The sequence below is a fragment of the Thioalkalivibrio sp. XN8 genome (assembly GCF_011058255.1).
Lineage (GTDB): Bacteria > Pseudomonadota > Gammaproteobacteria > Steroidobacterales > XN24 > XN24.
Genome location: NZ_JAALFH010000063.1, coordinates 1 through 13090, shown reverse-complemented (window position 1 = coordinate 13090; position 13090 = coordinate 1). Strand labels below are relative to the sequence as shown.

General features: G+C 64.4%; 15 protein-coding genes. 2 read left to right on the top strand and 13 right to left on the bottom strand.

All coding sequences use genetic code 11. The features are described from left to right. Positions 1-236: 236 nt before the first annotated feature. The 5 genes from G6N75_RS15130 to G6N75_RS09910 all read right to left on the bottom strand — a co-directional run bounded on the left by G6N75_RS15130 (position 237) and on the right by G6N75_RS09910 (position 5990). Positions 237-1394: an RHS repeat-associated core domain-containing protein gene (locus G6N75_RS15130; RefSeq protein ID WP_276611279.1), complete on the bottom strand. Its 1158-nt coding sequence runs from the start codon at positions 1392-1394 to the stop codon at positions 237-239. A 360-nt stretch (positions 1395-1754) separates the two neighbouring features. Next, a complete protein-coding gene (locus G6N75_RS09925; protein ID WP_165348202.1) occupies positions 1755-2885 on the bottom strand; it encodes an RHS repeat-associated core domain-containing protein in 1131 nt (376 codons plus the stop codon). 38 nt (positions 2886-2923) lie between these two features. Then, complete coding sequence (locus tag G6N75_RS09920; protein ID WP_165348201.1) at positions 2924-3211, bottom strand: hypothetical protein; 288 nt, start codon at positions 3209-3211, stop codon at positions 2924-2926. After that, positions 3208-4857 carry an RHS repeat-associated core domain-containing protein gene (locus tag G6N75_RS09915; RefSeq protein ID WP_165348200.1) on the bottom strand — a complete coding sequence of 550 codons (1650 nt, stop codon included), beginning with the start codon at positions 4855-4857 and terminating at the stop codon, positions 3208-3210. The genes G6N75_RS09920 and G6N75_RS09915 overlap by 4 nt, the downstream gene beginning before the upstream one ends. A 29-nt stretch (positions 4858-4886) precedes the next feature. After that, positions 4887-5990, bottom strand: a complete 1104-nt coding sequence (locus G6N75_RS09910) for a Fic family protein (protein WP_165348199.1) — start codon at positions 5988-5990, stop codon at positions 4887-4889. 219 nt (positions 5991-6209) lie between these two features. Between G6N75_RS09910 and G6N75_RS09905 the strand changes: the two genes are divergently transcribed. After that, positions 6210-6650, top strand: a complete 441-nt coding sequence (locus G6N75_RS09905; RefSeq protein WP_165348198.1) for a hypothetical protein — start codon at positions 6210-6212, stop codon at positions 6648-6650. Positions 6651-6892: 242 nt separating this feature from the next. Here G6N75_RS09905 and cyoE read toward each other — a convergent pair whose 3' ends face one another. The 3 genes from cyoE to G6N75_RS09890 form a co-directional block, all read right to left on the bottom strand. Beyond that, complete coding sequence (cyoE, locus tag G6N75_RS09900; protein ID WP_165348197.1) at positions 6893-7804, bottom strand: heme o synthase; 912 nt, start codon at positions 7802-7804, stop codon at positions 6893-6895. 113 nt (positions 7805-7917) lie between these two features. Further along, positions 7918-8505, bottom strand: a complete 588-nt coding sequence (locus G6N75_RS09895) for a hypothetical protein (RefSeq protein ID WP_165348196.1) — start codon at positions 8503-8505, stop codon at positions 7918-7920. Between the two features lie 2 nt (positions 8506-8507). After that, positions 8508-9221: an SURF1 family protein gene (locus tag G6N75_RS09890; RefSeq protein WP_165348195.1), complete on the bottom strand. Its 714-nt coding sequence runs from the start codon at positions 9219-9221 to the stop codon at positions 8508-8510. Positions 9222-9287: 66 nt separating this feature from the next. Between G6N75_RS09890 and G6N75_RS09885 the strand changes: the two genes are divergently transcribed. Beyond that, the gene (locus G6N75_RS09885; RefSeq protein WP_206203059.1) at positions 9288-9494 is read left to right on the top strand and encodes a twin transmembrane helix small protein; all 207 of its coding nucleotides are present in this window, start codon (positions 9288-9290) and stop codon (positions 9492-9494) included. A gap of 70 nt (positions 9495-9564) precedes the next feature. Here G6N75_RS09885 and G6N75_RS09880 read toward each other — a convergent pair whose 3' ends face one another. The 5 genes from G6N75_RS09880 to G6N75_RS09865 all read right to left on the bottom strand — a co-directional run. Continuing rightward, positions 9565-10428, bottom strand: coding sequence for a cytochrome c oxidase subunit 3 (locus G6N75_RS09880; protein ID WP_165348194.1), 864 nt, complete (start codon positions 10426-10428; stop codon positions 9565-9567). Positions 10429-10451: 23 nt separating this feature from the next. Then, positions 10452-11003, bottom strand: a complete 552-nt coding sequence (locus G6N75_RS09875; RefSeq protein WP_165348193.1) for a cytochrome c oxidase assembly protein — start codon at positions 11001-11003, stop codon at positions 10452-10454. 2 nt (positions 11004-11005) lie between these two features. After that, positions 11006-11140 carry a hypothetical protein gene (locus G6N75_RS15475; protein ID WP_276611277.1) on the bottom strand — a complete coding sequence of 45 codons (135 nt, stop codon included), beginning with the start codon at positions 11138-11140 and terminating at the stop codon, positions 11006-11008. A gap of 13 nt (positions 11141-11153) precedes the next feature. After that, positions 11154-12728, bottom strand: a complete 1575-nt coding sequence (gene ctaD / locus G6N75_RS09870; RefSeq protein WP_165348192.1) for a cytochrome c oxidase subunit I — start codon at positions 12726-12728, stop codon at positions 11154-11156. A 23-nt stretch (positions 12729-12751) separates the two neighbouring features. Next, positions 12752-13090, bottom strand: a 339-nt coding sequence (locus G6N75_RS09865) for a cytochrome c (protein WP_165348191.1), incomplete at its 5' end; no start/stop codon positions are given.

The window sequence follows — 13090 nt, the reverse complement described above, 5'->3', positions numbered from 1 at the left end:
CATAAGGAATCCGAGGAACGTCCTGCGGATCACCATGAGCCTCGACCGATGCGGCGTGGGCACGTGTGACCTCAATAGAGGGACAGAATAGAATCCCCCAGCCAGATAAAGTAGCTTCGATCTCTCGCTTGAAAAGCTGGCCCAATCAGTTCTCCTAATGAGTAAACACTGCCCAGCCAACCCAGTGGCGAACATCAGTGCGAACACGCCTAGGAGGGCCCACTCGAAGACAGACATCATGGTTTCCATCCAATGACGGGCGCGCTGTTCGTTGGGAAGGACCGCAGAAAACGGACATGTCCAGCAGAGAATGAAAAGCCTGCGTGTAGCCCGACGGCGAAGCCGCCAGCCGCCCCCGGCGAATACGCTGGCACACCGCTGAAGAAGGATCCGCTACCACCTACACCAGGGACACCATCCACGCCTACGGCCACCGTGATGCCGGTAACATCTGCAGCCGATTCCAGACCCAACACTCCGTAATGGCGAGACGTAGATGCTCCAAGTCCGACGCCAGCCCCGATCGAGTGATACCTGAAGAGCAAAACGCGATCGTTACGTTTGTCGACAAGCCATATGTCTCCGGATTCGACAGTGATAGGGCCTAACGAAGCGGATACGGCATCCACGATGATGGGATAGGCACCAGGGGCCAATCCGACTGCCTCTTCGGAACCAATAGCAGCTCTGGCTTCACGCGCCGCACGCCGTCTGGCACCAGACGAATCATGATTAAACCGACTGACGAACGCGGCTGACCAGGCCCCGTTAGCGAACTTGCCACCGCCAAGGGCCGAGGCAGTGCCGCCGACCACAGCCGCCGCCGTCATCCGCCCGATCTTCGCCCACTCCCCGCCGCTGCCGTAAGGCCCTGCCACCGCCTCGGGAATGAAACTGAAATAACTCCCGGCAAAGGCCCCCAGCGCCCCGTCCCCGAAACGCCCGCCGCCGGCCGCGGAGATCGCCCCCTGGGTGATCCCGTGCAGGGCCGAACGCGAGAAATTGCTCAGGTCGTTGATCTTCCCGATCTCCCCCGCAATACCCGCACTCATCATCCCCATCATGCCGGCCTTGACGTCTCCCTCGCTGGCCAGAAAGCCGCTGACAAAGCCATGGATGAAGGCGTTGTTCATCAGCGTCCAGCCCGGGATGAAGTTCATCCCGATCCCGGCCACCTTCATCAGCTTCTTCAGAAAATACCCGCTCGGGTCGGTATAGGAAAGCGGGTTGTTGCCGACGTAGGCGTAGCGGTTGAAGCCCTGGGTGGAGGCGGGGAACTGGACGAAGGGGTCGGGGGACAGGAACCACCCCAGCTCCGGGTCGTAGACCCGCCCGCCCATGTGGATCAGCCCGACCTGGTCCAGGTGCTCGTGGCCGGTGAATCCCCGCGTCAGGCTGATCGCGGCGATGAATACCCCGGGCGTGGGGGTCTGCCAGGTAGCCGCCGGGCGGCGCTTGCTCGGAACTCCTAACCAATCGGCCGACAGCGACCCTCATAGCGATAATCGACGACAATACCGTTCGGATCCACAAGCCAGAAATGAACGCAAGATGGATCGATCTTTCGAAAATCGTAGCGATACTCCTTGTACCCGTTGGGCAGCTGAATTATCGCGGTAGGTGGCCCGTCCAGCTCGATCAAAGACTGAATGTGCCGGCCCACGCCACCTTCGGCGGCATCCTCCCAGGATACAAACCAGGAGCATGCCGCCAAGCCCACTAGGACCATCACGCAGACAAAGACTTTGCGCGCTTTAGAATCCACCAATAGGCACCCACGTCGATCCGCCCTTGCCATTCCTTCGACCGAGTTGTGCCGGGAGGTAAACGTCTGCCGGGGCACTATTGAAGAGTTGGCCAAGGAATCCAGGGTAGGTAACCGCTGCCGCTACGGCCATGCCGGGCACATTGAAGACATCCCGCGAGATTGAAGTGCCCATTGATACCTGAAACACGTCATGTACTCCCGCCACAGCATTGACGCCGGGGATCCGATTCGCGACGTTTGACAGTCGGCCACCCTCCTCGAAGAACCCGATTCTTCGTTCGCCATCGGCGTCATACTTCCAGGGGCGTTGCACGCCAATGTTGTTGGCGCCTTGGACTGGCCGACCTTCGAATCCCTTCTCCACTGGCTCTGTGCCAGGGCTGATGTCGAGGTCGTATCTAACGACGCGGCGATAGAAGGCGGGCATTTCCTTGAACAGTCGAACGAACCCGAACGTCTTGGCCCCGTTGGCGAACTTGCCGCCGCCGAGGGTCGAGACCGTTCCGCCGATGGCGGCCGCCGCCGCCACGCGCGCAAATTGCTGCCCCGGGTCGGTCGAGACTTGGCCGTCAGACTGAAGACCGATCCGGTCAACGGTCCCGGCGAACCCTTGCGCCGCTGCCGCACCAAGGAACCCGTCCCCGAACCGCCCTCCGCCGGCCGTACTCAGCGCACCGCCCACCAAGCCATGTCCGATGATCTTCTCCGCTCCCCAGTCCAGCTTGCCCAGCTTGCCGAAGGCGGCGCCACCGATCCCGCCCAGCATCGCTGCCTTTGCATCCCCACCACTGACGAGAAAGCCCGTTATGAAACCGCGTAGGAACGCAGTGCTCCAACCCTGGAAGCCGGGGACAAAGTTGAGTCCGATCCCGGCCACCTTCATCAGCTTCTTCAGAAAATACCCGCTCGGGTCGGTATAGGAAAGCGGGTTGTTGCCGACGTAGGCGTAGCGGTTGAAGCCCTGGGTGGAGGCGGGGAACTGGACGAAGGGGTCGGGGGACAGGAACCACCCCAGCTCCGGGTCGTAGACCCGCCCGCCCATGTGGATCAGCCCGACCTGGTCCAGGTGCTCGTGGCCGGTGAATCCCCGCGTCAGGCTGATCGCGGCGATGAACACCCCAGAGAAAGTAGATCACACCGTTACATGGCCAGAATCTAAGTTTGATTCCTGTTCTTACCGATCAAGGCAAACAATCGCATCGGGCCAAAAACCACGAACGAGAAAAAGTAAACAAATGAAAATAGAACGTACAAGGCCGACGGCGTCAGCAGATCGGAACCGACCATCAATGCTGGAGCTAGCCCGAGGCCAATTAAGGTCATCCAGGTCCCCGTAAAAGAACGGTTCGGGTGCAGCGAAACGAGTCTTAGCGCCCTTCGCAGGTACAGAATCCCGATCGCGTAAGCTGCTGTGAATCCGAAGGCAGGCAGATACTCGATCATCGGGCACCTTCGATACTCTGGTGCAGTCCCAGCGACGCTGCCCCGATCTCTGCAGAAAGGCCAGTACCTGTGGCTGTCTGATAGGCTGGCACGTAATCAGATCGTATGTGACGGAAGAGTTTCCATGCGTCAGGCCGTAACACATGGCGAAACAACCCATAACCAGAAGTAACTAGGTTTGCGCCGTCAACGACCAAATTAGCCCCTTGCTCAGACATCGTTGCAACGGCAAGTTCACGAACGAACCCAGGCTCTCCAGTCCATCCTTCTTGGATGTTGCTCGCGCCGAGTAGACCGATGGGCGCTCCGGCCGCGCAGCCGACAGCGCTTGAACACAATGCGCCGCCGAGGAGCATCTGTCCTCCTCCGCCGACAACGGAAGCAGTCCTGCGAAGAACGTCCAAGCCCTCATCGCGGACGAAATCCAAGAACCGCTTCACGCGCGACTGCTCTTTGATATGCCTCTCATCATTAAACGCCCTAGCAAACCCGGCGGTGATGGCCCCGTTGGCGAACTTGCCGCCGCCGAGGGTGGAGGCGGTGCCGCCGACGGTGGCTGCGGCCATGATGCGGGCGAACCGGGCGCCGGCATCCGTTGAAATGCCGCCGTCAGCGCCCCGGCCAATCTGATCAATGGCCGGGGCGGCTAACTGGGCCGATGCCGCACCGAGGAACCCGTCCCCGAAGCGGCCCCCGCCGGCCGCACTCAACAGCCCGCCCGTCACGCCGTGCGCCAGGGTCTTCTGCAGATGGGCCGTGCTGCCAAAGCTCCCCCCGGAGAACTGATCCCCGATACTGTTGAAGACCGAGGCACCGATACCGCCCAGCATCGCCGCCTTCGGATCCCCGCCGCTCACCAGAAAGCCGCTGACGAAGCCGTGCAGGAAGGCGTTGGGCAACTGCAGCCCCGGGACGAAGTTCATCGCGATCCCGAAGGCTTTGAACAGTTTCTTGACAAAATACCCGCTCGGGTCGGTATAGGAAAGCGGGTTGTTGCTGACGTAGGCGTACCGGTTGAACCCCTGGGTGGAGGCGGGGAACTGGACGAAGGGATCCGGCGACAGGAACCGCCCGATCTCCGGGTCGTAGACCCGCCCGCCCATGTGGATCAGGCCGACCTGGTCCAGGTGCTCGTGGCCGGTGAAACCGCGGGTCAGGCTGAGCGCGGCGATGAACACCCCGGGGGTCGGGGTCTGCCAGGTGTCCGCCGGGCGGCGCTTGCCCCAGGCGTCGTAGGCCAGCCGCTCGACGACGGCGCCGGCCTCGTCGGTGATCGCCACCACCGAGCCCAGGTGATCCCGGTGCCAGTAGCGGGTGGTGTTGGTGGTGCTGGTGCCGCTGCGCTCGATGGTGGCCACCGTGGCGCCCTGGGCCTGGACGTAGAAGGTATGAGCAAAGCTCATCCCCGTCTGGCGGCGCTCGTAGAGCGCTGACCCATACAGCGTCACCACCGTCTGGCCGTTGCTGCGGCCGGACTGGCGGAACATCGCCCGGTCGCCGCCCGGACCGTACCAGTACTCGGCAAAGTTGCTGCCGTCGCGCTCCATCCGCCGCGGCTTGTTGAAACTCCACCAGCTCACCGTCCGGGCCCCGGGACCGGTCACCTGGGTCAGGTTGCCGTTGGCGTCGTAGCTGTAGTTGCGCACCCCTGCCGGCGTGGCGCCGGCACTGGCAGCTAATTATCCGCGACGAGGGAATAGCAGGTGCTGCGTCCGCCACCGGGTTCCTTTTGCAGAGCGCCGCGGTCGATCAGATCAAGGATGTCGCGATGTGCCGTGTCCTGTGAGCATTTCGCGATCTTCGCCCACTTGGAGGTCGTCATCTTGCCCTCGAATCCGTCCAGCAGTCGGTTGAGCACCTTGATCTGGCGTTCGTTCAGGGCCGCTGTGGCAAATCGCTCCCAGAAGCGGGCCTTCGCCAGCACTGTGGACAGCGTGTGCTCGGCGGCGGCGATCGCACGCTCGAGGCACGACAGGAACCATGTTTGCCAACGGGTCACATCGAGCGGGCCCTTCTGCGTCCGTTCGAGGGTGTCGTAGTAGTCGTTGCGCTCCAGACGAATCTGTCCGGACATGCTGTAGAAGCGTTGCCGAGTCTCATCCGCTCGCGACAGTGCCATGTCGGCGATAGCGCGGGCGATGCGGCCGTTGCCGTCGTCGAACGGATGAATGGTCACGAACCACAGGTGAGCCAGCCCGGCTTCCAGGATCGGGTCGGCTTCGGCGGGGGCGTTGAACCACTCGAGAAATGACTCGATCTCTTGCTGAATGCGGCTGGCCGGCGGCGCTTCGTAGTGCACTTTCTGCCGACCGATCGGGCCGGACACGACCTGCATGGGGCCGGTGCCGTCGTCCCGCCATGCGCCGACAGAAATCCTGTGCATGCCGCTCCGTCCGCCGGGGAAGAGCGCGCTGTGCCAGCCGTAGAGTCGCTCGACGGTCAGCGGCTCCTCGTATCGGCTGGTGGCATCCAGCATCATGTCGACGACGCCATCGACGTTGCGGTCGGCTGGAGCCAGCCCGGCGACGTCCATTCCCAGCCGGCGGGCAATGGACGATCGGACCTGGTCGGGCTCGAGATACTCGCCCTCGATCTCGCTGGTCTTGACGACGTCCTGGGTCAGCGTCCGCAGGTGCGCTTCATTGCGCAGGTCGAAGCCGAGAGCTGCCATCCGGCCCAGGAGCTTCCCCTGGGCGCGGGATACCTGGCCAAGCAAAGTGGCCAAAGCGGCTTGATCCCAGGTGAATGCCGGCCAGTCAGGCTGCTGCCAGAGGTACAAAGCATTATCTCCGCACGAACTGCGGATATTATCCGCGCTAATCTCCGCAGGCACAAGGCTATTTTCCGTACTAATTGCGGAGAATAAGCGCGCTATTGTCCGCAGCGGTGCAAGGCTTGCGTCCCTCCGCCAAAAGACCCCTACATATGGGCTCTTGACGCCATAAATGGCAGATCACTAAGTTGAGTTTCCCGTAAATCTGGATAAGGAGTTCCAGTCATGCGCTTTCCGATGATCCTCGCAGGCCTTTTCCTGGCCGCTTTCCCGCCGCAATCCACCGCGACTCCTGTCGATCAGGCGCTCCAGGCGCGCACTAGCGACTGTGTGAGCAATTGCGCGAGCCTGGTTCGGATTGGGAAATCGTATGTCGTCGTGGCCAAGGATGCCGCCGGCGACATCTTGAGGGTCATTTCGGTGGACTTGCCCCTTGACGCGAAGTTTGTGCCGTCCGCTCAAGAAGTGCGGCAAGACGGCGTGCAGTCGATGGCGAGTGGCGCGACGGGGGGTGGTACCGTCGAGACCCGCACCGAAACGTACGTTACAGCGACCGAGATCATCGTCGTTACCTACTATTTCTGCTATGACGCCAATGGAAACCTGGTTGATATCCAGATCGACACCCGGCGATTCCCGCGCCGTGACACCGAACAGGAGCGTTGAACGATGGTGGCGAACTGAGCTGCGCCAACGGAGCTGATGGATGTCCGGGGCAGCGGCCGGGGTATTGCACGGTCCCCTGAGCGGCATCAGATTTCCAAGCGAAGGGGACCGTGCAATGGCCCGGGCCGCGGTCAGGAAATCTCCAGCCCCGCAGGTGTCAGCGCAGCGCCAGGAACAGGACGATCGTGATCGCCACCACGACGACCACGAAGATCAGCGGCAGGTAACGCTTCAGCACGGCCTCAGCCCAGCACCAGCGGCACGTAATGGTCCGCCAGCAGGAAGGAGAAGATCCCCATCAGGTAGGTGATGGAGTAGCTGAAGGTCTTCATCGGCAGCTCGGGCGCGTCGGAGCGCATCATGGCCACCGCGTAGTACAAGAAGCCGCCGCCGAAGCCGATAGCGCCGAGCAGGTACAGCCAGCCGCTCATGCCGGTCAGCCAGGGCAGCAGGCCGACGATGAACAGCAGGATGGTGTAGAGCAGGATCTGCAGGCGGGTGAACTCGATGCCGTGGGTCACCGGCATCATCGGGATGTTCACCTGGGCGTACTCGTCCTTGCGGGCGATGGCCAGCGCCCAGAAGTGCGGCGGCGTCCAGGTGAAGATGATCAAAAACAGCAGCAGCGCGTGGGCGTGGATGTCGCCGGTGATGGCCACCCAGCCGAGCACGGGCGGCGCCGCGCCGGCGGCGCCGCCGATGACGATGTTCTGCGGCGTGGCGCGCTTGAGGAAGGTGGTGTAGACGATGGCGTAGCCGATCAGGCTGAAGAAGGTCAGCACCGCCGTCAGTGGGTTCACCAGGAACCACAGCATCAGCATGGACACCACGCCGAGCAGCACGGCGAAGGTGAGCGCCTGGGCCTCGGTGAGGTGGCCGGTCGGCAGTGGGCGGCGGCGGGTGCGGCGCATCACCGCATCAATCCGCGCGTCCAGCACGTGGTTGATCGCGGCGGCCGAGGCGGCGGCGAGGCCGATGCCGAGCGTGCCGAAAATCAGCTTGTCCAGCGGCACCATGCCGGGCACGGCGAGGAACATGCCCACCACCGCCGTGAACACGATCAGGCTGACCACCTTCAGCTTGCACAGCGCGAGGTAGTCGCCCAGCCGTACGGCCAAGCTGGTGGCGGGAAGTTTTCTGACCTCGGTCTGCACGGCATCTACCTGCGTCGTTCGTGGGGTCGGCGCCCTCCGGGGGCGCGGGCCGAACCCGTAATTTTGGCCGATCGGGCCGCCGGAGTCGATCCCGGCGGCCGGTTCAGCCGGCCTCAACCGATCCTGGACAGCCGGAGGAGCTTCTTGATGTCCTCCATCATGCCCTTGGGCGCCTGGTCCACGGGATAGCGCATCATCACGTTGCCCAGCGGGTCGACCAGCCAGTAGCCCTCGTCCTGGCCCGGGAAAGCCGCCAGCAGCGCCTCGCCCTCCGGCCCCGTGGCCCGGACGACCTGCAGGTCCGGGTGCTCGGCGGCGAGGAAGCCCGGCTCGGGCGGCACGCCCGTGTGGAGGTAAACCCGGTGCACCCGGTCCATTCGCCGGCCGAGCGCCAGGCGCATCTGGCGGCCGTTGTAGAGGGCCTCGCGGCAGTCCTCCTCGCAGGGGGAGCGGGCGATGAACACCAGCGACCAGCGGTCGCGCAGGAAGCCGTCGCCGGCCGGCAAGCCGTCCGCGCCCGGCAGCGAAACCACCGGGGTCGGCTGCGGCGGCTGTACCAGCTCGCCGTGGTTGCCGGTTCCGCCGGGGCGCCAGTCGGTGCCGTAATACAGGAACACCGCGATCGCGAGCGGGCCGAAAAAGAGCAGGAACAGGCCCCAGGCCTGGAGGTTGCGCCCCTTGGGCTGCGAAGTGTTGTCCATGTTCAGTCCGTTTTCCTGAATGACCAGGCGAGATACAGCACGATCAGGGTGATGGCCAGGGCGAACCACTGCACCGCGTAACCGAGATGGCGCTCCGGGCCGAAGTCCGAGGGCCGCCAGTCGCGCCGGAAGCCGTCGGGCTGGTCCGCGTCGAGCAGCACCAGGCCCGGCACCAGCTGTAGCCCCAGCGCCTCCTCGAGTTCGTCGCGGGACGGAAATTGGACCACTTTCGGCCACCCCGGCGCCAGCGTCGTCGCCAGCTCGATGCCGGGGCGCGGCAGCCGATCGAGCTTGCCCGTGACGGCGCGCGGTTCCGGGCCGACGTCGATGGCCGGCGCGACGTCGCTGGAGAAATCCCGCGGTATCCAGCCCCGGTCCACCAGCACCGCGACGCCGTCGGCCAGCAGCAGCGGCGTCACTACGCGGTAGCCGGCCTGGCTGTCCTCGACCCAGTTGTCGAGCAGGAACTGGCGCTCGCCCAGGTAGCGGCCGGCGGCCTCGACCTGCGTGTAGCGGCGCAACCCGTCGAGCCCGGCGCTGTCGGCTCCCAGTGCAACCGGGGCGCCGCCGGCGCCGAAGTCGTCGAACAACGCCTGTTTCTCCTCGGCCCGGTTCAGCTGCCAGCTGCCCAGCGCCAGCAGCAGCGGCAGGAAAAACGCGGTGAACAGGGTGGCGGGCAGCCCGGGCCGGAAGCGGCGGGGCGCGGCGGCGCTCATGTCAGCCCCGCCCCCCGTCGGCGGCGGGGCCCGGAGTATACTGGCGCCTGCCCCGGGGAGGTTGTCATGAGTCCAATCAAGTTGCTGATCCTGCTGGCGTTCGTCGCGATCATCGTGAGCCTTGCGTCCGGTCTGGTCTACCTGTTCAAAGACGAGCACGACTCGAAACGCCTGGTGAAGGCGCTGACCTGGCGTATCGGGCTCTCGGTAGCCCTCTTCATCATACTGCTGGTGGCCTACGCGCTCGGCCTGATCACACCGGGCCAGCTCTGAAACGGGGCCCAGAAACCGGAAGGGCGTGCCGTGCACGCCCTCCGGATGATCTTTCGCTCGCCGGCCGGCGTCAGAGCCAGTAAACGAAGATATACAGGCCCAGCCAGACCACGTCGACGAAGTGCCAGTACCAGGCCACGCCTTCGAAGCCGAAGTGCTGCCTCGGCGTGAAGTGTCCTTTCAGCACCCGGATCCAGATCACGATCAGCATGATGACGCCGAGCGTCACGTGCATGCCGTGGAAGCCGGTCAGCATGAAGAAAGTGCTGCCGTAGATGCCCGAGGTCAGGCGGAGGTTCAGGTCCTGGTAGGCGTGGACGTACTCGTAGGCCTGCAGGAAAAGGAAGACCACGCCCAGGACGATGGTGGCGAACAGCCCCCAGGACGTGAGGGCGCGATTACCCTCCTTGATGGCGTGGTGAGCAATGGTGATGGTCACGCCGCTGGTGAGCAGGATGGCGGTGTTGATGGCCGGCAGGCCGCCCGCGCCCATGATCCTGAAGTCGCCGCCCCAGGCCTCCGGGCCGCCGGTCGGCCACGCCGCCTCGTATCCGGGATAGAGCAGCAGGTGGGTGAAGAAGTTGTTGCCTTCGCCGCCAAGCCACGGAATAGCCAGCTGCCGGGCATAGAACAGGGCGCCGAAGAAGGCGGCGAAGAACATGACCTCGGAAATGATGAACCAGGTCATGCCCATGCGGAAGGAGCGGTCGACCTGGGCGTTGTACATGCCCGCCTCGCTCTCATCGATGACCGTGGCGAACCAGCCGACGATCATCACCAGCACCACGGCGATGCCGATCCAGGCCACCCATCCCGCCAGGCTGCTGCCGTTCAGCCAGGCCGACACGCCGAGCATCATGAGAAACAGGCCCACTGCGCCCACGATCGGCCAGTAACTGCCGTGGGGCACGTAGTAACGCTCAGAGTGATCCATCGGTATTCCCCGCTGTTCTCGTTTTACTGCAGCGCGCTCGGCGGCGCGGCCGCCGACGCCACGCCGGCCCGGTCGAAGAAGGTGTAGGAAAGGGTCACGGTCTGGACGTGCGCCGGCAGGTCCGGGTCGATGATGAAGACCACCGGCATGTCGCGGCCCTCGAGCCCCTCGAACTTCTGCTCGGTGAAGCAGAAGCACTCGGTCTTGTTGAAATAGCGGGCCGCGGTGCCGGGCGCGACGCTGGGCACCGCGTGGCCGACGATGTCGAACTCGCGCATGTTCCGCGCCCAGTAGGTGGTGGTGTACATCTGGCCCGGGTGGACCATCATGCTGGACACCTCGGGGCGAAACTCCCAGGGGCCGTTGCTGTTGACCGAGGCCATGAACTCCACGCGCACCAACCGGTCGGTATCCGGCGCGATCGTGACTTCGGCCACCGCCTCGTTGCTGGTGCGGCCGCCGAGGCCGGTGATGTCGCAGAACACTTCGTACAGCGGCACCAGCAGGAAGCCGAAACCGAACATCGCGGCCGTCAGGGCCACCAGCTTCAGCACCATGGTCCGGGTCGCACTCATCGTCACATCCCCTGGCTGCGTTGCGCCATCGTCAGGATAAACATCCCGTAGACCGCGATGGCGAACAGCGCCAGCAGCACCGCGGTGCGGATGACCCTGGCGCGTCGCGCCCGCTCGTCTTCGGGATGCTCGCTCAAGACATGCACCTGGTTACTTCACTACCGGCGGAGTGTCGAAGGTGTGGTGCGGAGCCGGCGAGGGCACCGTCCACTCCAGCCCGTGGCTGCCTTCCCAGACCTCGGCCGTGGCCTTCTTGCCGCCCTTCGCGCAGCGGTAGATGTTCCAGGCGAACATCAGCTGCGAGAAGCCGAACAGGAAGGCGCCCACCGTGGCGATGGCGTTGAACTCGGCGAACTGCGTGGCGTAGTCCGGGATGCGGCGCGGCATGCCGGCCAGGCCCACGAAGTGCATCGGGAAGAAGGTCAGGTTGACCGAGATGGCGGAGAGCCAGAAATGAATCTTGCCCATCTTCTCGTCGTACATGTTGCCGGTCCACTTCGGCAGCCAGTAGTACACGGCCGCCATGATGGCGAACACCGCGCCCGGCACCAGCACGTAGTGGAAGTGCGCCACCACGAAGTAGGAGTCGTGGTACTGCAGGTCGGCGGGCACGATGGCCAGCATCAGGCCGGAGAAGCCGCCGATGGTGAACAGGAACACGAAGGCCAGCGCGAACAGCATCGGCGTCTCGAAGGTCATCGCACCGCGCCACATGGTCGCCACCCAGTTGAACACCTTCACGCCCGTGGGCACGGCGATCAGCATGGTGGTGAACATGAAGAACAGCTGGCCGGCCAGCGGCATGCCCACGGTGAACATGTGGTGGGCCCAGACGATGAACGACAGGAAAGCGATGCTGGCCGTGGCGTAGACCATGGCGCTGTAGCCGAACAGCGGCTTGCGGGCGAAGGTCGGGATGATCTCCGAGATGATGCCGAAGGCCGGCAGGATCATGATGTAGACCTCGGGATGCCCGAAGAACCAGAAGATGTGCTGGAACATCACCGGGTCGCCGCCGCCGGCCGCGGTGAAGAAGGCGGTGCCGAAGTACTTGTCGGTGAGCAGCATGGTCACCGCGCCCGCCAGCACCGGCATCACCAGGATCAGCAGGTAGGCGGTGATCAGCCAGCTCCACGTGAACAGCGGCATCTTGAGGAGGCCCATGCCCGGCGCCCGCATGTTCATGATGGTCACGATGATGTTGATGGCGCCCATGATCGAGGACAGGCCCATCAGGTGGATCGAGAAGATCAGGAAGGGGAAGGCGTTGCCCGTCTGCAGCACCAGCGGCGGGTACATGGTCCAGCCCGAGGCCGGCGCGCCGCCCGGCAGGAACAGGGTCAGCAGCAGCAGCGAGAAGGCGAAGGGCAGGATCCAGAAGCTCCAGTTGTTGAGCCGCGGCAGCGCCATGTCGGGCGCGCCGATCTGCAGCGGCACCATCCAGTTGGCCAGGCCGACGAAGGCCGGCATCACGGCGCCGAAGATCATGATCAGCGCGTGCATGGTGGTCATCTGGTTGAAGAAGCCCGGGTCGACGAACTGCAGCCCCGGCTGGAACAGCTCGGCCCGGATGACCAGCGCCATGGCGCCGCCGACGAAGAACATCACCAGGCTGAACACCAGGTACATCGTGCCGATGTCCTTGTGGTTGGTGGTGGTCAGCCAGCGCATGAAGCCGGTCGGATGGCCGTGATCGTGGTGGTCGGCGTGAGTTGCGGTAGACATCTTGAACTCTCCTCGATTCCGGCTCAGCGGGCGGCGGCGATATCGGCCGGCTGGGCCTGGTCACCGGTGTCGTTGCCGAAGGCGTTGCGCTGGTAGGTGACGACGGCGGCCAGCTCCTCGTTGCTCAGCTGCGGGCCGAAGGCGGCCATGGCGGTGCCGGTGCGGCCGTGCACGGTGGTCTGGATGTGTTCCTCCAGGCTGACCTGGAGGCTCTTCAGGGCCGGGAAGCCGGCCGCGGGCAGCCCGCTGCCGTCGGCCTGGTGGCAGGCCGCGCAGTGGGTCATGTGAACGTTGCGGCCCTCGGCCATCAGCTGTTCCATGCCCGGCGCCGCCGGCTCGGCCGCGGCGGCTGGTGCGGCCGG